We start from the raw sequence: 23,295 nt of genomic DNA on the forward strand, positions 1-23,295 counted from the left end.
GGCAGATCACCCGGGGGAGTGAGCTGGCGACATGCGCGACGATCCTGGCATTCGAGTCATCTCCGGTGCGCCACAACGGACACCGGGTGACACACGAGGTGGATCCGGACACGCACCCCTCACGCCGTGGGCACGCGCTCGCGCACACCGGCACGCCCCCCAGCGGGGCCCTCGGAAGGAAGTCGAGCGGGTCCGGAACGATTCGGGGTCGCCGGACGTATTGATACATGGCCCCACTGCTGTGACAGTTGAGTGCAGCTTAGGCCAAGGCATATACGCGTGTCCGGCGAATGAGAACGTAGGCTGCCCCCATGCCAAAGAAGCGCTCGGGCGGTGGTCTGTCGCCAACGCAGCAGGCCGCCAAGTTCCTCGGTGTCAGTGTGCTCGCGGGAGCCGTCCTGGCCGGCATCGCGCTGCCGGCGGTGGGCGCGCTGGGGCTGGCCGCCAAGGGTTCGGTGGAGAGTTTCGACGAACTCCCGGCCAACCTGAAGACTCCCCCGCTCAGCCAGCGCACCACCATCCTCGACTCCGAGGGCGGCACCATCGCCTCCGTCTACTCACGCGACCGCACGGTGGTCGGCCTGAAGGACATCTCGCCCTACCTGCAGAAGGCGATCGTCGCCATCGAGGACTCGCGCTTCTACCAGCACGGCGCGGTCGACCTGAAGGGCGTGCTGCGCGCGCTCAACAAGAACGCCCGCAGCGGCGGGGTCTCCGAGGGCGCGTCCACACTCACGCAGCAGTACGTCAAGAACGTCTTCGTCGAGGAGGCCGGTGACGACCCGACGAAGGTCGCCCAGGCCACCCAGCAGACCATCGGCCGCAAGATCCGCGAGCTGAAGTTCGCGATCCAGGTCGAGGAGGAGCTGGGCAAGAAGAAGATCCTCGAGAACTACCTCAACATCACCTTCTTCGGCCAGCAGGCCTACGGGGTCGAGGCGGCCGCCCAGCGGTACTTCTCCAAGCACGCCAAGGACCTCAACCTCCAGGAGTCCGCCCTCCTGGCCGGCATCGTCCAGTCCCCCACCCGCTACGACCCGGTCAACGACGAGGCCGAGGCCGTCAAGCGGCGCAACGTGGTGCTGGCGCGCATGGCCGAGGTCGGCGACATCTCGCAGGCGGAGGCGGACAAGGCGCAGAAGGCACCGCTCGGGCTGAAGGTCAGCCGTCCCAAGAACGGCTGCATCACGGCCGTGAAGGGCGCGAGCTTCTTCTGCGACTACGTGCGCGCCGTGTTCCTGAGCGACCCGGTCTTCGGAAAGACCAAGGAGGACCGGGCCAAGGTCTGGAACCAGGGCGGTCTGACCATCCGCACGACCCTCGACCCGCAGGCCCAGAAGTCGGTGCAGCGGTCGATCAAGGACCACGTCCACGCGAGCGACGACGTGGCGACCGCGGCGACCATCGTCCAGCCCGGCACCGGCAAGATCGTCGCGATGGGCCAGTCACGTCCGTACGGCGTCGACGTCAAGCAGTACGAGACGACGCTCAACCTGTCGGTGAGCCAGGCCATGGGCGGCGGCGGGGGCTTCCAGCCGGGCTCGACGTTCAAGCCGATCGTGGCCGCGGCGGCCCTGGAGGGCGGGATGCCGGCGACGAAGTCGTACTCCTCGCCGTACAAGATGGACTACCCGGCCCCGGTCGCGGCCTGTGACGGCAAGACGTGGAACGACAAGGGCGTCGAGCTGACCAACGAGAACGAGACCGAGGTCGGCCCGTACGACATGAAGGAGGCGACCGCCAAGTCGGTCAACACCTACTACGTGCAGATGATCAGCGACATCGGCATCTGCCCGGTGACGCAGATGGCCGAGAAGATGGGCGTCGCGCGCGCCAACGGCAAGAAGCTGGAGCAGACGCCGTCCATCGCCCTCGGCGTCACCGAGGTGTCCCCGCTGACCATGGCGAGCGCGTACGCGACCTTCGCCTCGCGCGGCATGTACTGCACTCCGGTCGCCATCGAGTCGATCAGCCAGCGGATCGGCAACAAGAGCAGGTCGCTCCAGGTCCCGAAGTCCACGTGCTCGCGCGCCATGTCGGAGACCACGGCCGACACCGTCAACACGCTCCTCAAGGGCGTCGTCGAGGACGGCACGGGTACGCAGGCGGGTCTCGGCAGCCGTCCGAGCGCGGGCAAGACCGGTACGACGGACGAGCGCTACGCGGCGTGGTTCGTGGGCTACACGCCCAACCTCGCCGGCGCCGTGTGGGTCGGCGACCCGAAGCACGACCGGCAGATGGTCGACATCACCATCGGCGGCGTCCCGTACGACAAGGTCTTCGGCGGCGCGGTCCCGGGCCCGATCTGGCGGGACATGATGTCGGGCGCGCTGGAGGGCGAGCCGGCTCCCGACTTCTCCCTCGTCGACATCCCCGACGCCGACAAGGGCAAGGACAAGAACAAGGACAAGGACAAGGGCGGCGGCGGCCGGAACGACGGGGGCGACGGCAACGGCGGGAACGGCGGCAACGGCGGGAACGGCGGGAACGGCGGCGGCGACGCCGGCTTCCCGGGAGGAGCGTGGGGGAACCTCTTCCAGGGCCAGGGCAACGGCGGGAACGGCCCCGGCGGCCGACGCGACTGACCCAGCCGCACCCCACACGCACCGACGGCCCCCTTCCTCCTCGGAAGGGGGCCGTCGTGGTACGCGCGTGGTCTCGGCTCAGCCGGCCAGCAGCTTCTTGACCGCGGCGGCGACCCGGCCGCCCTCGGCCTGCCCGGCCACCTTCGGGTTCACGATCTTCATGACGGCACCCATGGCCCGCGGCCCCTCGGCACCGCCCGCCTTCGCCTCCTCGACGGCCTGGGCGACGATCGCGTTCAGCTCGTCGTCCGACAGCTGCTTGGGCAGGTACGCGGCGAGCACCTCGCCCTCCGCCTTCTCCCGCTCGGCCTGCTCGGGGCGGCCGCCCTGGGCGAAGGCGTCGGCGGCCTCGCGGCGCTTCTTCGCCTCGCGGGTGATCACCTTCTGCACCTCGTCGTCGGAGAGCTCCCGCTTCTCCTTCCCGGCGACCTCCTCCTTGGTGATCGCGGCGAGCGTCAGCCGGAGCGTCGAGGAGCGGAGCTCGTCGCGCTCCTTGATCGCGGCGTTGAGGTCGTCGTGCAGCTTCGACTTGAGCGTGGTCATGGGTGCGATTGTCGCAGGTGCGGCGGCAAGGACGCCCGTTGATTTGCGGGAGCCCCCGACGGGTCCCCGCACGGTCGGCTCCGGCCGCCGCGTCTGACACGATGGACGTATGCGCGCGCGATACGGAGTACCCCTGGGAATCACGGCGGTTGGCGCCGCCGGTCTGGCCTACGCGGCGGGCTTCGAGGCCCGTTCCTTCCGCCTCCGGCGGGTGACGGTCCCCGTCCTGCCCTCCGGGATGCGCCCCCTGCGCGTGCTCCAGGTGTCCGACATCCACATGGTCGGCGGCCAGCGCAAGAAGCAGCGCTGGCTGCGCTCGCTGGCCGGGCTGCGCCCCGACTTCGTGATCAACACCGGCGACAACCTGTCCGACCCGGAAGGCGTCCCGGAGACGCTGGACGCGCTGGGCCCGCTGATGGAGTTCCCGGGCGCGTACGTCTTCGGCTCCAACGACTACTACGGCCCCAAGCTCCGCAACCCCGCCCGGTACCTGATCGAGAAGGTCCAGGGCCGCCACGGGCTCAACGGCAACGCGCCCGCCGTCGGCGCCGTCCACAACCCGTGGGAGGACCTGCGGGACGGTTTCGACGCGGCGGGCTGGCAGAACCTCACGAACACGCGCGGCACGCTGAAGGTCGAGGGGGTGTCGGTCGAGCTGACCGGCCTCGACGACCCGCACATCAAGCGGGACCGGTACGTAGAGGTGGCGGGCGGTCCGTCGGGCGCGGCGGACTTCTCGATGGGCGTGGTCCACGCGCCCTACCTGCGCGTCCTCGACTCCTTCACGGCGGACGGCTACCCCCTGGTCCTCGCCGGCCACACCCACGGCGGCCAGCTGTGCATCCCCTTCTACGGCGCGCTGGTCACCAACTGCGACCTGGACACGGACCGCGTGAAGGGCCTGTCCACGCACACGGCCGAGGGCCGTACGGCCTACCTCCACGTGTCGGCGGGCTGCGGCACCAACCGCTACACCCCCGTGCGCTTCGCCTGCCCGCCGGAGGCGACGCTGCTGACCCTGGTGGGACGCGAGCAGCGGAGGTAACCCACTCGGCCCACCCGCATGGTCCGATATGTCCGGCCTCCCTAGCGTGAGGCCATGACAGCTCCGATACCCAGGGACATCCCGGACCTGCCCGCGATCCCGCGCCCGCCCAGGCTGCTGCCCTCACCGGTCCCGGCGAGCGCGGTCCTGCCCCCGGTCCGGCGCCCGCTGGCCGCCGCCTTCCGTCTGCTCACCGCGCTGCTGGCACTGACCGGCGCGGCGCTCGAGCCGGCCCTCGGCGGCCCGGCCCTCCGGTCCCTGAGCCACGTCGCGGTCCAGAGCAGCGTCCTGCTGGCACTGGTCATGCTCGCCTCGGCCCGTCGCGCCTGGTCCGCCGGACGCCCGCTGTCCGGCGCCCTGACGGGCGCGGCCCTGCTCTACTCCGTCGCCGCCGGCCTGGTGCACCACCTGCTCCTGGCCGACGGCGCGGACACGGGCCGGCACGCGGTCGCCCTCCAGATCATGTGCACGGCAGCACCGGCCGCCGCCGCCCTGGACTGGCTCCTGCTCACCGGCCCCGGCCGCCTGCACCTGCGCCAGGCCGCCGCGTGGCTCCTGTACCCCCTGGCCTACCTGGGCTTCTCCCTGGCCCGCGGCGAGCTCCTCCTCCCCGGCGCCGAGGGCCGCTACCTCTACCCCTTCCTCGACGTCGACCGGCACGGCTACAAGGGCGTCCTCGGCAACGCCCTCCTCCTGGGCCTCGCCCTCTACGCCCTGGCCGTCCTCCTCGTGGCCCTGGACCACATCCGCCCCGACCCGCTCCGCCGCCGCTGGTAAACCCGATTTCGTGTCCGGGCGCCGGTGGGCTAAAGTAAACGACGTCGCCGCGACGAGCAGCGACAATCGGGGTGTGGCGCAGCTTGGTAGCGCGCTTCGTTCGGGACGAAGAGGTCGTGGGTTCAAATCCCGCCACCCCGACAGTGAAGTACCAGGTCAGGGGCCTGACCCGCTCAGCGGGTCAGGCCCCTGAGTGGTTCCGAGGGCCATTTTGGGAGCCGTTTGGGAGCCGAGTTCGGGATCCAGCTCCCAAGGCCGCTCTGCGAGATCACGTATTCGGTACACGGTCGCTCTCGCTGGTCGGTAGACGCTCAGCCCTCGTCCTCGGGGCCCTGAGTGGGCGGTGGCACGGCGTAATCGTGGCCGCTACCAGCCCAGCGCCCAATGACTCTCCACAGCTCGTAATGCAGGAGCCATTCCGAGGTCCACGGCAGGATCGTGTGCGAGAGGAGCATGTCGTCCTTCCACTCCCCTGGCAGGTGCAGGCATAGGTCACCATCGGGATAGACATGCGGCAGGGCCGTGGCGCGCGGATGCAGGGTCAGGGGCGGGTCGGTGACCGTTACACGCGGTCGGTGCCGGTGCCGGTAGGTGATCCGTACCGTGTAGCGCCTGCTGGCGGGGGTGGGTTGCAGGGGGACCGTACAGACGAGCTCGCCGCCACGCACGGTCCCCTGCGCCTCGGGAAGAACGGCCTTGATCGAGGCCAGCTGTCGACCGAGGTTAATCGCGCGGGAAGGAATGCTGGCCATAGAAGGTGTTCTTCGGCTTGCAGGGGCCGGTCGCAGTCGAGGAGAGCAGCCCCGTGGTGCCCATCCGGTTGTCGGTGGCTGCACCCATGCGGGCGGCATAGCGTTCGTAGGAGCGGCGGACCGGGTCGGGGTCGAAGGACTTGGCGAGACGTTCGAAGACAGCGTCCAAGCCTTTGGCCTCCATGCCGGCAAGTTCGGTCACGGTCGTGTTGATCTCGTTGAACCAGGCGCAGAAAGCCTCTCGCCGCTCGGGCTACTCGTTCCACTTGTCGGTGAAGTTCTCTTCTTCATGTGCTGGGTTGGGCACCCACCACTGGCCATCGCGCTTCTCGATGAAGCCCGTCATGTTGTCCAGCACGCTACGGACGGAGGTGAACAGGTCCTCCTCACCTCCGTAGGCGTGTCCGGCGAGCGTGGTGATGAGGATGGACGGGGGGGCGGTTGTCAAGGTCCTTCGCGAACATGATCATGCAGCGTCATTTGAGGATCTACACGACGTGCTGCAGTGGACTGCGGACTGGCCAGGTGGGGACGTCCGCGACATTGGCGTGCCGCTTCTCCAGAAGGGGCCAACGCGGCTCGCTGAGCTCTACGCGAGAGCATCATGTCCACTGGATATGCGGCCACTGAAGTACTCCCCGGCGCGCTCGCAGAATGCCATCGAGGCGATCGGTGTCGGCGGCGCCGTCCCGGCCGCCACCGGCTTGTAGATGAACAGCATGGCGCTGATGGTGACGGCCACCACCCTGGTGGCGGTAGGAGTGGCCCTGTTCAAGCTGGCCCCACGCCCGCGCCGCCGCCAGCCACGCGCGGTTGCCCCGGATCCGCCTCTCCTATGAGGCAGATCCAGCCTCCCCTTCCCAACTCCCTTATTAATTCTGTAAGCTACTGAGTTATGGACTTCACAATTATCAAGCACGCGGTCGAGGTCGACCACGGCATCAAGCGCCTGTCCATGCACTTCATCAAGAAGCACGCTGCGCCGGAACGAGCCCGACTCAGCTCCGAGTTGTGCGCACAGATCAGCGAAGAGTTCGAAAAGATCGGGCTCACCACCCTGCCGCGGACGTTGCCGACATCCGAGAACGAGTTCGTTTGGGTCATCCAACGCGACAGTGTCCTCGGCGAAGTTGCCGCCGTCGCCGCCGCCCTGGCACATCTGGACAAGCTCGGGATGAGCCCACTTCCCCAGGTGTTCGACAACTACCCACGAGCTAAGAGCAACTTGAGCTGAAGTGACGTAGAAGCGGCACGTCTGACTCCTGCATGTCGCGTACATCAACGGACGTATCTACCGCGTCAGGACGGATCGGGGGATAAAAAGCGACTGCGCGAGCCACAGTTCGTCCGTACAGTGGTACCAACGAGCGCAGCCAGTCACGCTAGTGGTACTTCGTCACCTACGCCCCTTCGGTAACGGCACTGTCAGGAGTTACGGATGAGCAACGCTGAAGAGATACCCATCCCGTGTGAGGAACCCGTCTTCATCGTCGGTACCTCCGGACGGCTGCCGCTTCGGACCATATGCGCGCTTGAACTGACAGGTGAGGAGATCCCGAAGTACCGGCACAGGTGGGACGCTCTCCTCAATGACCGTCTGCGCACCCCTAAGACAGAGCCCTTACCACACCCGAGCAGACTCGTCAAGGGGGAATATGACGCCCGCTTGCGGGTCGTCAACCCCAAGGCTGCACGGACGTTGGGTCATCAGTACGCCAGACAATTCACCGAGGCACTGGTCGAGTTCCCCAAACTGCTCATCGCCCACACGCCCAAGCGGCACTCCCGACAGGCAGAGCGGAACGTGCTCGACTGGTTGTGCACTCGGCTCGCGGGACGACCTTCGGGACTCGCCCTCATCCATACCAGCCGCGGGATTATCTGGTACCGCCTCACGGCGAACGGTCCGGATCTTGAACCCCTGCCCCCGGAATCATCGGCCTTGAGGGCTCTTCCCTGCCCTGCGACCGAGATCGAACTGTTCCTGACACCCGCAAAGCTCGGGGCTTACGCCGCTTACCAACACCGGTGTTACCCGAATATGAGCTGCAGGCCGACCTGGCTCCCGCCGGAGTTGCCTTGGGCAGAAGAGAACACTTCGGGACAAACCTTCACATAACGACCCAGGCGGCGAGTTCGTGGGGCTCGCCGCCCTTCGTGATGACCGCCGCAGACCACTTCGAACCACGTTGGAGATCCGTACCCATGACCACCAGCAAACCCACCGCCCTTTCCATCGACGTCTCCTGGGGGACGGACACGATCCGGGTAACCAACATCTCGCCCCATCTCCCGGCCGACTCGACGGACAGCCACGTCGCAGCGGTGACCGCGGCGGGCCAGGCCAATCCGAGCACCTGGCTGCCGGACGCCTCGTGGGGCGCCATAGCGCGTGCAACAACTCGGCCCGATGCGCTGACAGCTCAGCTTCGTCCGACGCCGGATGAGCCCTCTGGCCTCCTGATGGTCGAAAACGTCGAGGGGGCAACGCTGTGGTCGGTCGTCACCCGTGTCCTGCTGAGCGAGCTGTTCCCCGGTCCCCAGCCTCGTACCGGCATGGAGGTCTCGGAGGTACCCGACCCGCAGGTGCACGGGATCACCCGTGAAGGCCGTCCCAGTGCGATCGTGCAGTACCGCTACGAGAACCTCGTCCACCTGCGGAACCACGTGTGGCAGACCATCCACGCGACGCTGTCGCTCAACAGCTACGCGACCTCCATCCTCACGCGCTCCGTCACCCGCAACCTGATCACCCACCCTGTCGAGATCGCCTTCGAGGACGGTACGGAGCCGATCCACGTTCTCGTCGTCCGTGATGGGATCACCCGGCTCGCCAGCGCTTGGGCGGTACTGGCCGGGCACGGCGCCGACCCCGCCGAGGTGGCCACCTTGGCCACCGACGCACTGCTTGGCAACGCTTCTACGGCAGGGGCGGCCGCAGGACCCGGTCTCGGGCAGCGGCTGGCCGCCAGCCGGGCGCAGTGGCGCCAGGTACGGCGGCAGGAATTCGATGGCGAGATGAAGGGGGCGACGCCGGGGCTCCGGGCCGCTCAGATCGCCCAGTCCTACGTCGTTCCGGCACAGATCGCCGTTGGAGTCGAGGGACACGACGGTCGGGTGCTGTCGCCCGAGGACATCTTCGACGACGCCATCCGTTCCGTGCTGGCCTCGGTGCACGTCGAGTTCAAGCAGTGGGACGCGGCGGCCCAGAACGTCGAGGTCATCACCCGGGCCCTGAAGCGGATCATCCAGCAGGGAGACCCACGCTGGAATACAGCCGACCTCCAGGCTGTGTACGGCCTTGCCGTCGGCCGCATCCCCGTGACCGAGCTTCCGCAGGTCTTCGGAGGCGAACCGGCCCCTCCCGGGACCGCCCTGTGGCGTGCCGTCTACCTGGTCAGCGCCCTGACCCAGCCGGACCTCCTTGAACTACTCAAGGACCAGGCCAAGGCCATCAAGGGCGGCCAGCGCATGAGCATGAAGGGGTTCGGCGAGCTGCTCGGACCGATCATCGACCTGCCCTGGCGCGCGAAGAAGAAGCTGGTCACCAAGCAGGCACGCAACGCGTGGAACAACGGCGGTGTGCTGTCGGCCGACGTCACCCAGGGCTGGACTCCGGTCCCCACCGAGGACTTCACCACACTGATCGAACCGGCGATGAACGGCGACGACGACGCTCGCCGCACCCTGGCGGTGGCCGGCGGCGTCGCGCTGATCGCCGACAAGCTCCTGACCAGGAACGTCGGCTCGTCGCTGGGGGCCAGAAAGGAGAAGGGCGGAGTTCCCTTCCGTTCGGACGTGAACAAGGTCATCGAGGGGCTCTCCAAGCCGACGAACGAACTCGGCCTGTGGACCCTCGCGCTGGCCGCCAACACCTTCCGCAGCAACGACCTGCCGCAGAACTCCGTGCCCAAGCAGAGCCTCACAGGCAAGGAGTCGACCGAATCCGACGAGCCGCCGTACATCTACTTCAAGGTCGACCTCGACGCGGAGGACCACATCGCCGTCGACGCCGACGGCGTGCCGGTGCCGTTGTACGAGTGGGACGTCGTCGCCGCCTCGGACCCGGATCGCATGGCGAAGGTTGCGCCGTCGACGGTCATCATCCCGCCTCCGGCTCCGCCCGCGCCAAACGAGGGAACCACGTCGAACGACGAGACGGAGCCGACGCAGAGCGAGACCCCCGCTGACGAATCCGGCGAGACGTCCGACGCTGCGGGCTCCGGGACGCCACTGTTCCAGTTCGGGACCGTCGGCGCAGGCGTCGGGACCGTGGGCGGAGCGTCCTTCCCCGGGCCCCGGGACGAGGACGTTCCGGTTCCGCCCAGCCAGCGCGCCGCCGCGCACCGCAAGGCCCTCCACCTCGGGGTGCAGGGAGCTCGAGACGCTCTCGACCATCTGCACGCCCTGGAGCCGGAAGTCGGGGACCACACTCCGATTGTCCCGGTGGACCAACTTGACGACCTGCACAAACTACTGGTTGGCATCCTGACCGACGTGGAGAACCTGCGCCGCAGGACCGTGGAGAACCACGCGCCAGAGGAGGACAATCCGGAATCCGAGGAGTCCCAGGAGACGGTCCTGGACTGACCGGTAAGAGAGTTGTGGGCTCAAATCCCGCCACCCCGACAGTGCAGTACCAGGTCAGGGGCCTGATCCGCTCAGCGGGTCGGGCCCCTGAGTGGTTTCCGGAGTCCGCTTGGGAGAAATCCGGGAGAGGACATCGGCCGGCTTCTCCCGGGCGGGACGAACGCAGCCGGGGCCACGAGCGGAGCGGCCGGGGCTGTCACGGCCGTCGCGGCGGCAAGAGCCAGGAACGGCGCATCTTCATGTGAACCTCAAAGGAGGAAGTGACCGGTGCGTCGCCGCCCTTGACCGCCCTGAGCGGCCAAGGGGGGCACGTTTCTGACACTTCCTTCACGTGACGTGCGCCACCTGGCATGCGCCCCCCGGGCTGCGGTCCGAGCTTTCACGGGCCCGCGAGGACCTGACGCGCAGAGACCGGCGTGCCGCTCCCGGGAGTCCGCCGTCGGGCACGGCAGCGCGAGCAGGACGTCGTTCCCCCGGGCCGGCGGCGGGAGCGTGCCGGGAAGGCCGGTCCCGCTCGCCGGGTTCCTCCCGCGGGGGTGCTCGGCGCGTGGTCGTTCCGGTCATCCCCGGGTCGCCTTCCACCAGGCGGAGTTCTCCCGGTACCAGGCCACCGTGGCGGCCAGGCCCTCGTCGAAGGAGCGCCGGGGTTCGTAGCCCAGTTCGGTACGGATCTTGGACCAGTCGACGGAGTAGCGGGCGTCGTGGCCCTTGCGGTCCTCGACGTGGACGACGCTGTCCCAGTCCCGGCCGCAGGCGTCCAGGAGCCGCTCGGTGAGCTGCTTGTTGGTGAGTTCGGTGCCGCCGCCGATGTTGTAGACCTCGCCCGGGCGGCCGCCCTCGAGGACGAGCCGGAGGGCACGGCAGTGGTCCTCGACGTGCAGCCAGTCGCGGACCTGCCCGCCGTCCCCGTACAGCGGCACCTGACGTCCGTCGAGCAGGCTGGTGATGAAGAGCGGGATGATCTTCTCGGGGTACTGGTAGGGCCCGTAGTTGTTCGAGCAGCGGGTGACGCGGACGTCCAGGCCGTGCGTGCGGTGATAGGCCAGGGCGAGGAGGTCGGATCCCGACTTGGCCGCGGAGTAGGGGGAGTTGGGGGCGAGCGGCTGGTCCTCGGTCCAGGAGCCGACGGGGATGGAGCCGTAGACCTCGTCCGTGGAGACGTGGACGAAGGTGCCGAGGCCCGTGCGGACGGCGGCCTCCAGCAGGACCTGGGTGCCCAGCATGTTGGTCGAGGCGAAGTCGCCGCCGTCGGCGATCGACCGGTCGACGTGCGATTCGGCGGCCAGGTGCACCACCGCGTCGTGCTCGGCCATCAGGCCGGTCACGCGTGCGGCGTCGAGGATGTCCCCGCGGACGAAGCGCAGCCGGGGGTCGTCCGCCACGGGTGCGAGGTTGGCCGGGTTGCCCGCGTAGGTCAGCGCGTCCAGGACGGTGACTGCCTCGGTCGCGGGGTCGGACAGCAGCGTCCGTACGAAGTGGGAGCCGATGAAGCCGGCCCCTCCGGTGACAAGGGTTCTCATGGCGGGTGTCGCGGTCTCTCGTGTCGTGGGTGTCCCGGGAAGCGGGCTCAGGAGGCGATCCGGATACGGCTGTGGTCACCGAGGACGAGGCGGTGTGCTCGTGGTGCCCGGGCGGCACCGGAGACGTGGACGGAGCGGCCGATGAGCGAGCCCTCGACCCGGCCCGCGTCCTCGATCCGCGATCCCCGCAGGACGATGGAGAACTCCACCTCGCTGCCGCTGATCCGGCATCCGTCGGCGATGGAGGTGAAGGCCCCGATGTAGGAGTCGGTGACGACGGTGCCGGCGCCGATGACGGTGGGGCCGACGATCCGCGACCGCACGATCCGGGCCCCGGGCGCGATCCTGACCCGGCCCACGATCTCGCTCGCCCCGTCCACCTGTCCCTCGACGGCCGGCTCCACGCTCTCCAGCACGGTGCGGTTGACCTCCAGCATGTCGTCGGCGTTGCCGGTGTCCTTCCAGTAGCCGGTGATGGGGGTGGCGCGGACGTCGTGGCCGGAGTCGACCAGCCACTGGACGGCGTCGGTGATCTCCAGCTCGCCGCGCGCCGAGGGCACGCAGGCGGCGACGGCCTCGTGCACCACGGGGGTGAAGAGGTAGACGCCGACCAGCGCGAGGTCGCTCCGGGGATTCGGGGGCTTCTCCTCCAGCCGCACCACGGCGCCGTCCGGCCCGAGCTCGGCGACGCCGAACATCGACGGGTCCGCGACCTTGGTGAGCAGGATGCCGGCGTCGGGCCGCTCCCGGCGGAACTCCTCCACCACGTCGGTGATCCCGCCGACGACGAAGTTGTCGCCGAGGTACATGACGAAGTCGTCGTCGCCGAGCCAGTCCCGGGCGATGAGCACGGCGTGCGCCAGCCCGAGGGGTGCCTCCTGGGGCAGGTACGTGACGCGGGCCCCGAAGGCCGAGCCGTCACCGAGGGCGGCGCGTATCTCGTCGGCCGTCCCGCCGACGACGACGCCTATCTCGGTGATGCCGGCGGCGACGATCGACTCGATGCCGTAGAAGAGGACCGGCTTGTTGGCGACGGGGACGAGCTGCTTGGCGGCGGTGTGGGTGATGGGGCGCAGCCGTGTGCCGGTGCCGCCGGCCAGGACGAGTGCCTTCATCGTCGCCCCGTCCCCGCGAGGGTCCCGGCGCACTCCGCGGCGGCCGCGTCGAGGAGGGCGAACAGCCTCGGCTGGGTCCGCCGCACCAAGGCCGTGAGGCGTTCGGCGTGTTCGGCGGTGGCGCAGCGCAGCGGCTGGGCCAGGGCGTAGCGGTCGCGCTGCCTGAGGACCAGGAGGTCCGGCCAGAGCTCCCGCGCGGACCGTCTGGCCCGCGCGATGTCCGCCGCCGGGTCGCCGTCCCAGCCCAGGGGCCTGGTGAAGCGGTCGTCCGCCGCCAGCCGGGCGAGCCACTCCTCGGTGTCCGCCAGCTGCGCGTCCCGGTAGGCGGCTTCGTCGCGTCCGGAGCGCAGGAGCTCCAGCATCGAGCGCGCCGCGCGGGGGTCGTCGAAGACGGCCAGGGGCAGCCGGTGCCGGGCCGGTATCCGGTGCCGGCGCGTGCCGCCGTCGTCGAGCAGGACCGTCGTGCGGTCGGCCACCGTGGTGAAGCGCGCCCCGGTGTCGGTCATCCGCAGCCACAGGTCCCAGTCCTCCAGGCCCGCCCCGGTGCGCCAGCCGCCGGCCCGCTCCGCGAGTCCGCGCCGGTGGGCCACGCGCGACGGTTCGAAGACCACCCCGAGGACCTGGAACTCCGGGTGCCAGCACATCTCGTACGGCTGCGAGGCCGCCCGGAGCGCTCCCGCGGGGTCCCGCAGCTCGAAGCCCGTGGCCACGAGTCCGGCCCCGCGGTCCGTCAGGGAGAGCACCACCTCCAGGTGGTCCGCCCGCCACCGGTCGTCGTGGTCGAGGTAGGCGACGACCTCGCCCCGCGCCTCGGCCAGTGCGATGTTCCTGGGGCCGCTGGGGTGGCCGTGGCGTTCGGTGCGCAGCAGTCTGATCCGTGGATCGGTGCGGGCGCCGTGGCGGACCCAGTCGTCGGTGTCGTCGGTGCTGCCGTCGGACACCACCAGCATCTCCCAGTCGGTGACGGTCTGGGCGGTCACCGAGGCGAGGGTGTCCAGGATCGGCCGGGACCGGTTGTACGTCGGGCAGATCACCGATACGCGGGGCTTGGGGGCATGCTCCATCTGTGCAACTTTCCGCGTCGTGGGACCGGGAGTTCTTTGCCATCGCACCGGTGTCCGCGCCCGTCGGTTCCCTGTCGCGAACGGCCGTGGGCGAACACCGGACGAGCGGTCCCCGCGACGGACGACGGCCGGGCGACGCGGGAATCGTCTCGGCGCACGGAGCGGACACGCTGCGGCGCTTGTCGCAAAGTTAGCCCCCGGCGGTGCGCGGGCGCGCCCGCCGGAGGTCGAGTCGTCCCCCGCCCCGAGGCGGGGACGGGCCGGGGTGTCCTCCGGATCGGGCCGGCTCCGGGCGACGGTGCCGCGCGGCCGGCCCGGGCGTGCTCCGGGGCGTGCGGCCGCGAGGCGGAGGAGGGCGACGGGGCGAAAGCCCCGGCCACCGACGGCGACGCCGCGGACGGTCGTGCCGGACCCGCGGCCCGGCGCGATCCGGACGGCGCCCTTAAGCCGCGTAGTGGACCGGCAGTGCCTGCGAGTGCCACAGGGCCGCGACCTGGGCGCGGTCCCGGCAGCCCAGTTTGCGCAGGACGTTGGACACGTGGAACTTGACCGTGCTGCGCTCGATGGTCAGCCGCTCGGCGATCTCCGAGTTGGACAGGCCCTCGGCGACGAGCACGGCCACCGTCCGTTCCCGGCCGGTGAGCTGCGTGATCTCGGCCGCGGGCGGCTCCGCCGGCCGGACGTGGCCGGCCCGGCCGGACAGCAGCGTGGGAACGAGTTCGGGCGAGATCCAGCCACGTCCGTTCAACACCTCGCGCACGGCCCTGACATAACCGTGGTCGGGGTCGTCGCGGTCGACGATCCCGGCCACCCGGGCGTAGCGGGGCGACCGCCAGAACGCGTCGCCGCGCCCGTCGACCAGGACGATGACCCGCTCGCCCCACTCGGCCAGCGACGGGTCGGCGTCCACCGTGGCGCTTTCGACGATGGCGACGTCGGCCGGTTTCACGGGCTTCACCGGCGCGTGCCTGGTGTCGTCCTTCCCCGAGACGAGCCACCCGAGGCCGGCCAGCGCCTCGGTCATGCGGCGCCGCTGCGAAGGGGTGCTGATGCCGAGAACGATGCGTTCCATACTTCCCCCGAACTATGGTCACAGTGCAGGGGAAGAACCAAATTGGTCAAAGTCGGTTACGCCCCCGCACAACTTTGATCATCGATGGGGAAGTTAACACGCGCTCATTACCTCTTCAACGGAAAGTGATGGCGGAGCAAATGACTTGAGGAAGAACTGAGGTAGCCGCCTCCGCTTCCGCCCGATTCACCCGACAGGCCCTCAGCTGCCCGCATTGATCATGGTGACGGTCGTGGACGCCGTGTAGGTCGACAGCGCCACGTACACCGAGTCGATGAGCTGCTTCATGACCGGCTCGGCCCAGTGCCCCTCGGCCAGTTCCGCCATGCGCTCGTCGACGGCGGCCCGGTCGGCGTCGGCGAACACGAGGTCCCGCAGTCCGCCGGTGTGCAGCAGCACCACCAGCGCGGCCGTGCGCGCGTCGGGCTCCTCGCCCTCCAGCACCACCGCCGCGAGCTCGCGGCGCACCCGGGCCTCGACCGATCCGTCGGCCTCCGGGTAGCGGCTCGTGGGGAAGATCCCCCAGCGCCGGGTCCGCTCCTCGCGGATGACGCCCTTGTCCAGCAGGCCCTGACGCGCGCCGTCGACGGCTTCCTCGCGCAGCTCGAAGATCCACGTCTGGGCGTCCTTGGGCTCGTCCGCCCCGGCGATCCGCGCGAGCGCCTCGTCCAGCGCCGGTACGCCCAGCGGGGTGGGGTCGGTGACGACGAGGCGGCCGTCCTCCATGCGGACGCGGTCCGCGAGCGCCAGCTCCAGCACGGACGCGCTGGCGATCATGTATTCGGACTGCGACTGCAACTGGGGGGCGCCGGTGGTGTCGTCGAGCGACAGGAGCATGATCTGCTCGCCGAGTGTGGTCTCCATGAGTGGGGTCTCTCCTTCTGCTGGTCCGCGAAACTCGGTCTGTGAAACGTTCCTGCTCACGGCAGGGGGTGGGGGCGGCTCCGGGGCGCGGGTCCCGGTGCGGCGGACAGGCCCGTCCTGGCCTCGGCCGTTCGCAGCCGCTCCGTGTTCCAGCTGAAGCCGTGGGACTCCGCCATCCGCAACTGCTGGTATCCGACCGGGACGATCTTGACCGCGGCCCAGCCCATCTCCCGCACGGCGGCCGGGAGCCGGCCGGTCAGGTCGACGGCGAGCGGGTCGGCGCCGTCGGCGAGCAGCCCCTCCAGCAGGGCGGAGGTCGTCACCGCCCGCGTCGTGCGGGGGGCCCGGGCCTCCTCGAAGCCCTCGACCCACTCGCCGACGAGGTCGAAACACCGCCGGGACGCCACGTACCGCAGCCGGTCGTCGTCGTCCTCGATCTCCGCCGGGGCTTCGCCGTAGCCGCGGCTCTCACGTTGGTCCACCACCGCCGAGCGTATCTGGAGCGCCTCCTGGAGCGCCCCGAGCATGCTCCAGCCGACCTGGTCCGTGGCGTTGCAGCCGACGGTCGCCAGCGGCTGCGGGCCCGTCTCGTCGATGACCACCCCCACGGTGCAGACCACGCCGGGCACCCCGGTCGGCAGATCCGCGAGGACCGGTACGAGCCCGGCCTCCCGGGCGGCCCCCCAGAGCTTCAGCAGGCTCCGCCAGTGCGCGTTCTCCCTGCCCCTGCGCACCCGGCCGGCCTCGATGGCGCCGACGTCGACGCGCGCCGGGCGCAGCCGGCGTTCCCAGGCGACGAGGAGCGCGTCCCGTTCGACCGTCTCCAGCAGGGCCGAGCGCAGCGCCATGTCGTACCCCTGTCCGGACGCCGCCCCCGAGGGGCCCGGGTCGAAGCCCTCCGCCTCCTCGGCGGACGCGGGGTAGTCGACCAGGCCCGCGGGCACCAGGACCTCCGCGCCGTCGCAAAGGCGCCGCGCCGGGTACCACGTCAGGGGCCGCTCGGTGACCCGCGCGTCGCCGAGGGCGACACCGGGACCGGCGAAGGACAGCGCGCGGTCCCCGAGGGCGCTCGGGGCGGCCCGGACGGCGCCGGGGAGCGACTCCGGCTGCGGGAAGAGCGCGTACCGCTCCACCGCTTCGCCCGCGCCGCGCACCAGGGCGTCCATGCGCGAGTGCCCGTACGCCCCGACGACCCGCGGCGACAGCGCCTGCGCGGTGTTCTCGGGCCGGTCGGCGCCGCAGGAGAGCCTGACGAGGGCCTTCCACAGCGGGTCGGCCGGCGGTGCGGGGGGAAGCATCCCGGACTTCTCCGCCAGTCCGTTGCTGGGTTCGAGGGTGGCCAAGAAATCGATCATCGAGGGGTTCCTGCCGGGAGGCGACGGGGCGGACGCGCGGGAGAGGGGGAGGGCGGTCCCGGCCGGGAGCGCCCTCCCCCGGGGACGGTCAGAGGAACGGCAGCCGGCAGCGGCGGTCGCCCCACGCGGCGCGGAGGGCGAGGAGCACGCCGGCGGTGCCGGTCGCCAGGTCGGAGGAGACCCGCAGGGACTCCTGACCGAGGAAGGCGGGGGCGCCCCGGTGGCGGACGGCGTTGAGGCCGAGTCCCGCCACGTGCCGGTGCTGCACCGGGTCGGTGCCCATGGTGTGCTCCGGCCCGGCCCGGAAGCCCCGGCCGGGAGCGGTGTCCCGGCGGTCCGGCGCGTGCGTCAGGTGGGCGCGCGCCATGATGACGCCCGCCCTCCCGTTCAGCAGACCCGCCTGGGCGACGAAGGGCAGCTCCGTCGCCGCGAGGACGGCGTCGCGCGCCTGGGCCAGCTCGGTGTCCGGACGGTGCGCGAGGAGGTCGTGCAGCACCATGCCCGTGCCGCCGCTGCCGGACGCGATCAGCGGCAGCCGTCCCGTGGTGCCGTCCGCGAACGGCGCCCCCGGCGTCCAGCCGAAGTCGGCGAGGTCACGGCGCAGCGCCGCCTCGGCGTGGTCCAGCAGGGCGGTGTCACCGGTCCGCTCGTACAGGCGGAGCAGGAACAGGGCACTGCCCGACTCTCCCCGCAGCAGCCCCGCTCCCGGGCCGCTCCCCGGGCCCTCGGGGACCGCCGGGGGGCCGTCGACGACACGCTCGGCGATCCGGCCCGCCCGGTCCAGCAGTCCGCGGTCGTCCGCGGCCCCGGCGAAGTGCACCAGGGTCAGCCCGACGCCGGCGAGGCCGCCGTGGAGGCTGTGGTCGAGGCCGCGGAGGGGGGCTTCGAGGAGCCGGCCGAGGAGTTCGCGGGCGGTGGCCCCGCGGCCGAGGCGGTCCAGGGCGTACGCGATACCGCCGAGTCCGTCGTAGAGGCCGGGCCGCGGGTCCTCGAGGGCGCGCGCCTTGCCGGCGAGCCAGTCGAGGTGCTCCTCGGGCACCCGGGCTCCCGCCTCGCCGAGGGCCCACAGCACTCCGGCGGCGCCGTGGGCGAGGCCGAGCCCGCCCTCCGGCGTGAAGAACTGTTCGGCGTCGCCCGGGAAGAGCCGGTCGTCGCGGCCCGGCTGGGCGGTCGCGAGCAGGCCGTCGGCCAGGGACCGCAGCAGCGCGGGCCGGCCGGCCGGGCCGGGTGCGTCCCACACCGGTTCCGCGCGCCGTTCGCCGCCGCCGTCGCTCCCCCCGGTGACCGCCGGACGGGGCGCCGTCCCCAGATCGCGGTGGACGCGCTCCGCGAAGTCCCCGGGCACCGGGTAGTACGCGGTGATGACGTCGATCAGCTGGTCCGCCTTCTCCGGCCCCCAGGGCAGCACGGCCACCTGCGGGGCGAAGAGCGCGAGCCGCAGGCAGCCCAGCGCGTAGCGGTCGATGGCGAACCCGGTGTGACCGGCCGGGGCGATGAACCCCACCGCGCCCATGGTCTGCGCGGTCGTGGCGTCCGGCGTGCCGGCCGTCTCGAAGTCGATGAAGACGACCCGGCCGTCGGGCCGGACGAGGAGGTTGCCCGGGTGCAGGTCGGCGAAGACGACACCGCGGTCGTGCATGGCGTCGATCCCCCGCTCGATCTGGTCGAGCACGTCCAGGGCCCAGGCGGTGTACTCGGCGACGGTCTCCGCGGAGCCGACGGCCTTCAGCAGCGGGTTGCGCCGGACGAGCTCCTTGGAGAGCGCCGTCCCCTCCACGTACTCCCGGACCAGGAAGTAGTGTTCGTGGCCCTTGCGGTAGTCGATCAGCCGGGGGACGCAGGGCAGGCCGGTGAGCCGGCGCAGCGCCCAGTGCTCCTGTTCGTGGCGGGCGACGGCGTCGCGTCCGTCCGCGTCGAGGCCGGCGTGCGGGCGGGCCTCGCGCAGCAGGACCTCGGTGCCGTCCCGGGTGTCCGTGCCCCGGTACACCCCGCCGCCGTTGGAGAAGTGCACCGCCTTGGTGACCCGGTACGGGAAGTCCCTCAGCGTGCCCGCGTTGCGGGCGGCTATCGCCTCGGCCAGGCAGGCGGGCGGGGTCACCCACTCGGGCGGCCGGAACCCGGGGCCCCGCCGGTCGGGGACCAGCCGGCCCTCGGGGTCCTCGATGCAGTGGACCAGCTCGCCCGACTCGGTCCGCACCGCCTGCAGGACGAAGCCGCCGTAGCGGACGTAGAGCGGGCCGGAGCGCCATCGGAGGTCGCTGAGGATGTACGGCCCGCTCTCGCCGTCCAGCAGGTCGCCGAGCTCGTGGAGGATCCGCTCGAAGTGCCGGTCGTCGAGCGGGTAGACGGTGACGAACTTGCCGCTGCCGCTGCGGTCGCCGTACTTGCTGTTGCGCCTCTGGAGCAGCTCCCGGCTGCGGATGAACTTGAACATCACCCGCTCGGTGACGCAGTACTTCGCCACCACGTCGAGGATGTGACCGGCGTTCTCCAGGGTCGCCGAGACGTGGATCTTCCAGCCCTGCCGCGGCAGCGTCACACCGGGCGGGGACAGCACCACCCATTCGCTGCCCGGTGCGCGGCCCCAGCCCCCGGGCAGCTCGTCGTGGACGAGGGGGAAGTCGTCCTCGGCCGCGGCGGACCGGGCCGGCAGGTCGAAGAACGGCGTACCGGGCGGGCAGAAGTGCAGATGCCGGATGATGTCCATGATGCCGATGAAGTCCTGTTCCCTTGGTCCGGTGCGGGCGGGTCAGCGGGCGGCCGGGGCGATGTACGAGAGGTAGAGCCATTCGCCCAGGGAGCGGCTGCCGGCCGCCACGCGGGCCGTCCCGATGTCCTCGGCCGGAGCCCCGGCGGTGACGGACAGCGGAAGCAGCACGGCGGGCACGGGGAGGGAGTCGCCCTCCCGCACCGGCACGAAGGCGGACAGCGGGGCGACGTCCTTCACGGCCTCCCCCCGGCCCACGGCCGCGGTCCCGACCTCGGTGCGCGTCACCATTCCGCGCCGGTACAGCGTGACCCGCGAGCCCGGGGCGACCGCGTCCAGGTCGGCCGCGTCCGACAGCACGAGCGAGGCCCTGCCGTCCTCGACGACGTAGCCGCCGGTGACCGTGTACGGCACGGTCACCGTCGTCAGCGTCGCCCCGGCCCCGGCGGCGACCAGCAGCGCGACGGCGCACACGCGCCACATCCGGGCGCCGGCCGTGCGCGCCTCGCGCAGCAGCAGCCGCGCGCCGTTGAAGAGGCGGTAGGCGAGGTAGACGACGCCGGCGAGCACCAGTGCCGCGCCGATGAGGCCGATGCCCTGGAGCATGTCGAGCCAGAGGGCGAACGCCGTCGCGATCAGGTAGACCGGGAAGAGCATGGAGGCCAGGCCGAACGGCACCGACCACCGCAGTCCGGGCAGCTCGCGCGCGTACCGGCCGCCGAAGAGGACCTTCGCCAGGAAGCGGCGCGCGTCGGTCATCGTCCGGTCCCGCAGGTGCGAGATGTCCAGATGGGTCATCAGCGCGATGTAGCCGTCGAGCTTGACGAGCGGCAGGAGGTTGAGCAGGCCCGTCACGTAGGTGGAGACGGCGAACACCAGCATGCCGTCGCGCAGGCCGGAGTCACCGGACGCGGCGCCGACCCCGGACGCGCCGAGCGCCACCGACCCGGCGATGACCATCTGCGTCACCACGCCGGCGAGCGCCACCTGGACGCGTTGTTCCCGGTGGGGCAGCCGCCAGCCGTCGGAGACGTCGCAGAAGAACGCCGGCGTCAGGTAGAAGAGCATCACTCCCATCCGGCTGGGGCGCCCCCCGTGGTGGGTGAGGACCGCCCCGTGGCCCATCTCGTGCAGCGCGGTCGCGACGACCGAGGCGCACGCGACCCCGAAGAGGACGCCCAGCGGGAGCGGGGCGCCCAGGGCCTGCCGCAGGTGCGGTGCCTGCAACGCGAGGGACAGCACGCCGCCCAGGGCGAGGACGGCCGCGAACACCGCGCCGCCCCGGTTGGCCACGAGCCGCAGCAGCGGCACGAGCGCGGTGAGCATGCGTTCCGGCTTGACCACGGTGAACTGGAAGGTCAGCGGCGGAACGAACTTGAACCAGGTGTTGCCGGGCCGGTGCGGCTGCCCGTCCTCCAGCAGCCGCATCTTCCGCAGGCTCTCGACCGCCCGCCCGACGGCCTCCTCCGTCCAGGGCGCCCCCAGCGTCTCCACCAGGCGGGGCCGGTCGCGCTCGCCGTCCAGCACGCGCAGCAGCCGGGCCATGTCGGCCCCCACCCGGATGTACTGCTGCGAACCGCGCTGGACGACCCAGGGCGCGTCGTCGGCGACCGGCTCGTGGAGCTGCACGTCGGGGGCCAGCTGGGGCCGTTCCAGGAGGGCGCTCTCCCGCTCGGGCGTCAGCGTCGCGCCCGATCCCGCCCGTCCACGCCTCATACGACGTCCCGGGTGAGGAACAGCCTGCGGGCGGCGTAACCGGCGACGGCCAGCCAGGCGCCGATGACGACCAGGGCGACGGGCACGGACAGCAGTTCGGGCTTGCCGTCCCGGTAGACCGAGCTCATCGCGATCGTCACGGTGAACCTGCCGACGGAGGGCAGCAGCCGCAGCAGCGCCTCGTCGACGAAGAGCGTCAGACCGAGCAGGGTCGCCACCGCGGCGGTCTGGTTGCGGATGATCCAGCCGAGCAGCACCCCCCAGGGGGCGCCCAGTACGGTGACCGTGAAGACACCCACCAGGGTCAGCGTCGTCTCGTGGGTCCAGGCGGGGTCGAGGTCGGTGGAGGCCGAGAGGAACACCGCCGGGGAGACGGCGGCCAGGCCCGTGGCGAGCAGGGCGAACACGACGCCCATGCCGGTGCCCACGAGCAGCTTCGCGCCCAGCAGGCGGTCGCGTCCGCCGCTCAGCAGCACGGACCTGCCGATGGCCCCGGAGTTGTACTCCCTGGTGACGAGGACCGCTCCGAGCAGGGCGGAGAACAGCAGCAGCATGAACCAGGAGCGGACCACCTGGTCGGTGACGTCCTCGACGGTCGTCACGCCCTTGGCGATGTCCTCCTCGGCCTGGGCGACGAATCCGCTGCTCGCCAGGATCCCCAGGAACACTCCGATGAGGGCCAGCGACCACCAGGCGCGTCCGGTGAACGCCTTGGACCATTCGGCGGCTATGAGGTTACGCATGGGCGGCTTCTCCGGTTCCGGTCGGCTCGGCGAGCTCGAAGAAGCGGTCCTCGAGGCTGTGCCGGCCGTCCGAGGTGAGCTCGGCGAGGGTTCCGCAGTAGCGCAGGGTCTTCTGCAGGATCACCACGTCGTCCACCGTCTGCTCCACCTCGGCGAGCAGGTGGCTGGACAGCAGAATGGTGCGGCCCTCGTCGGCGAGGGACCGCAGGAAGGTGCGCAGCCATCGGATCCCGTCCGGGTCGAGGCCGTTGGCGGGTTCGTCCAGGACCAGCAGTTCGGGGTCGGCGAGCAGCGCGGACGCCAGCGCGTGACGCTGCTTCATGCCGGTGGAGAAGCCCTTGAGCTGCTTGTCGGCACGGTCGGCGAGGCCGACGCGCTCCAGCACCTCGTCCACCCGCCGGCGCGGCAGCCCGAGCATCCTGGCCCAGATCCTGAGGTCGCGGCGGCCGGTCACGCCCGGCGTCACGCCGATGCCGTCCATGCTCACGCCGATCCTGTGCGCGGCGTCGGGGAGTTCGGCGTACGGCTTGCCGAAGACGGTGGCGCTGCCGGCGGTCGGGGCGCTGAGGCCCAGCAGCATGCGCAGCGAGGTGGTCTTCCCGGCTCCGTTGCGGCCGAGCAGGCCGACGATGCGTCCGGCGGGCACCTCGAACGTGACGTCCTCGACCGCGGTGAACTCACCGAAGCGTTTGGTCAGCCCCCGGAAATCTGCTACGACGGCACTACTCATACTTTCTCCGTGCGGGAGTTCACAGCGATGCGGCACACACAGGCGATCGGACTGTGATTTCTTGGCATGGCAATTCCTTCTCAGTCGTCCCGGTGGTGTCCGACGGCCGGGAACCGG

21 protein-coding genes and 1 tRNA gene are annotated in these 23,295 nt (G+C 70.9%); 7 read left to right on the plus strand and 15 right to left on the minus strand.

The features are described 5' to 3' along the window. The first annotated feature begins 311 nt into the window (after positions 1-311). A complete protein-coding gene (locus tag ACZ4V6_RS07290) occupies positions 312-2,585 on the plus strand; it encodes a transglycosylase domain-containing protein (RefSeq protein ID WP_467823427.1) in 2,274 nt (757 codons plus the stop codon). A gap of 78 nt (positions 2,586-2,663) precedes the next feature. Here the strand turns inward: ACZ4V6_RS07290 and ACZ4V6_RS07295 are convergent, their stop codons facing one another. Beyond that, entirely contained in the window at positions 2,664-3,128 is a 465-nt protein-coding gene (locus tag ACZ4V6_RS07295; protein ID WP_077796185.1) for a GatB/YqeY domain-containing protein, read from the minus strand. 109 nt (positions 3,129-3,237) lie between these two features. Here ACZ4V6_RS07295 and ACZ4V6_RS07300 point away from each other — a divergent pair, with 109 nt between their 5' ends. From ACZ4V6_RS07300 to ACZ4V6_RS07310, 3 genes are all read left to right on the plus strand, one after another. Beyond that, the gene (locus tag ACZ4V6_RS07300) at positions 3,238-4,173 is read left to right on the plus strand and encodes a metallophosphoesterase (protein ID WP_467823430.1); all 936 of its coding nucleotides are present in this window, start codon (positions 3,238-3,240) and stop codon (positions 4,171-4,173) included. Between the two features lie 54 nt (positions 4,174-4,227). Further along, positions 4,228-4,950, plus strand: coding sequence for a Pr6Pr family membrane protein (locus ACZ4V6_RS07305; RefSeq protein WP_467823433.1), 723 nt, complete (start codon positions 4,228-4,230; stop codon positions 4,948-4,950). Between the two features lie 67 nt (positions 4,951-5,017). Then, positions 5,018-5,091: transfer RNA gene (locus tag ACZ4V6_RS07310), tRNA-Pro, on the plus strand. A 170-nt stretch (positions 5,092-5,261) separates the two neighbouring features. Here ACZ4V6_RS07310 and ACZ4V6_RS07315 read toward each other — a convergent pair. The 4 genes from ACZ4V6_RS07315 to ACZ4V6_RS07330 form a co-directional block, all read right to left on the minus strand. Then, entirely contained in the window at positions 5,262-5,702 is a 441-nt protein-coding gene (locus tag ACZ4V6_RS07315; protein WP_467823435.1) for a type II CBASS E2 protein, read from the minus strand. Next, a complete protein-coding gene (locus ACZ4V6_RS07320; protein WP_467823438.1) occupies positions 5,674-5,904 on the minus strand; it encodes a hypothetical protein in 231 nt (76 codons plus the stop codon). The genes ACZ4V6_RS07315 and ACZ4V6_RS07320 overlap by 29 nt, the downstream gene beginning before the upstream one ends. 51 nt (positions 5,905-5,955) lie before the next feature. Next, a complete protein-coding gene (locus tag ACZ4V6_RS07325) occupies positions 5,956-6,150 on the minus strand; it encodes a hypothetical protein (protein ID WP_467823440.1) in 195 nt (64 codons plus the stop codon). 141 nt (positions 6,151-6,291) lie between these two features. Beyond that, positions 6,292-6,423 carry a hypothetical protein gene (locus ACZ4V6_RS07330; RefSeq protein WP_467823443.1) on the minus strand — a complete coding sequence of 44 codons (132 nt, stop codon included), beginning with the start codon at positions 6,421-6,423 and terminating at the stop codon, positions 6,292-6,294. A gap of 174 nt (positions 6,424-6,597) precedes the next feature. Between ACZ4V6_RS07330 and ACZ4V6_RS07335 the strand changes: the two genes are divergently transcribed. From ACZ4V6_RS07335 to ACZ4V6_RS07345, 3 genes are all read left to right on the plus strand, one after another. Next, the gene (locus ACZ4V6_RS07335) at positions 6,598-6,936 is read left to right on the plus strand and encodes a hypothetical protein (RefSeq protein ID WP_189897537.1); all 339 of its coding nucleotides are present in this window, start codon (positions 6,598-6,600) and stop codon (positions 6,934-6,936) included. A gap of 204 nt (positions 6,937-7,140) precedes the next feature. Continuing rightward, positions 7,141-7,821, plus strand: a complete 681-nt coding sequence (locus ACZ4V6_RS07340) for a hypothetical protein (RefSeq protein ID WP_467823446.1) — start codon at positions 7,141-7,143, stop codon at positions 7,819-7,821. An 86-nt stretch (positions 7,822-7,907) separates the two neighbouring features. Continuing rightward, positions 7,908-10,292 (plus strand): hypothetical protein, encoded by a 2,385-nt coding sequence (locus ACZ4V6_RS07345; protein ID WP_467823449.1) that lies wholly within the window; start codon positions 7,908-7,910, stop codon positions 10,290-10,292. Between the two features lie 560 nt (positions 10,293-10,852). On the opposite strand, the gene rfbB is transcribed toward ACZ4V6_RS07345, so the two are convergent. The 10 genes from rfbB to ACZ4V6_RS07395 form a co-directional block, all read right to left on the minus strand. After that, positions 10,853-11,812: a dTDP-glucose 4,6-dehydratase gene (gene rfbB, locus ACZ4V6_RS07350; RefSeq protein ID WP_467823452.1), complete on the minus strand. Its 960-nt coding sequence runs from the start codon at positions 11,810-11,812 to the stop codon at positions 10,853-10,855. A gap of 47 nt (positions 11,813-11,859) precedes the next feature. Then, positions 11,860-12,927, minus strand: coding sequence for a glucose-1-phosphate thymidylyltransferase (locus tag ACZ4V6_RS07355; RefSeq protein ID WP_467823455.1), 1,068 nt, complete (start codon positions 12,925-12,927; stop codon positions 11,860-11,862). Continuing rightward, on the minus strand, positions 12,924-13,991 hold the full coding sequence (locus ACZ4V6_RS07360) for a glycosyltransferase family 2 protein (RefSeq protein WP_467823457.1): 1,068 nt from the start codon (positions 13,989-13,991) through the stop codon (positions 12,924-12,926). The genes ACZ4V6_RS07355 and ACZ4V6_RS07360 overlap by 4 nt, the downstream gene beginning before the upstream one ends. Before the next feature lie 442 nt (positions 13,992-14,433). Next, positions 14,434-15,063, minus strand: a complete 630-nt coding sequence (locus tag ACZ4V6_RS07365) for a helix-turn-helix transcriptional regulator (protein ID WP_467823459.1) — start codon at positions 15,061-15,063, stop codon at positions 14,434-14,436. 201 nt (positions 15,064-15,264) lie between these two features. Beyond that, positions 15,265-15,927 (minus strand): GOLPH3/VPS74 family protein, encoded by a 663-nt coding sequence (locus ACZ4V6_RS07370; protein ID WP_467823462.1) that lies wholly within the window; start codon positions 15,925-15,927, stop codon positions 15,265-15,267. A 56-nt stretch (positions 15,928-15,983) separates the two neighbouring features. Continuing rightward, a complete protein-coding gene (locus ACZ4V6_RS07375; protein WP_467823464.1) occupies positions 15,984-17,282 on the minus strand; it encodes a YcaO-like family protein in 1,299 nt (432 codons plus the stop codon). A gap of 88 nt (positions 17,283-17,370) precedes the next feature. After that, positions 17,371-19,989 (minus strand): class III lanthionine synthetase LanKC, encoded by a 2,619-nt coding sequence (gene lanKC / locus ACZ4V6_RS07380; protein ID WP_467823467.1) that lies wholly within the window; start codon positions 19,987-19,989, stop codon positions 17,371-17,373. 42 nt (positions 19,990-20,031) lie between these two features. Beyond that, positions 20,032-21,705 carry a daptide biosynthesis intramembrane metalloprotease gene (gene mpaP, locus ACZ4V6_RS07385; RefSeq protein ID WP_467823470.1) on the minus strand — a complete coding sequence of 558 codons (1,674 nt, stop codon included), beginning with the start codon at positions 21,703-21,705 and terminating at the stop codon, positions 20,032-20,034. After that, positions 21,702-22,448: an ABC transporter permease gene (locus ACZ4V6_RS07390; RefSeq protein WP_467823472.1), complete on the minus strand. Its 747-nt coding sequence runs from the start codon at positions 22,446-22,448 to the stop codon at positions 21,702-21,704. Before ACZ4V6_RS07390 ends, mpaP begins: the two co-directional genes overlap by 4 nt. Then, complete coding sequence (locus tag ACZ4V6_RS07395; RefSeq protein ID WP_467823474.1) at positions 22,441-23,178, minus strand: ABC transporter ATP-binding protein; 738 nt, start codon at positions 23,176-23,178, stop codon at positions 22,441-22,443. Before ACZ4V6_RS07395 ends, ACZ4V6_RS07390 begins: the two co-directional genes overlap by 8 nt. Positions 23,179-23,295 lie beyond the last annotated feature (117 nt).

Source organism: Streptomyces sp. NPDC029152, from assembly GCF_055564355.1.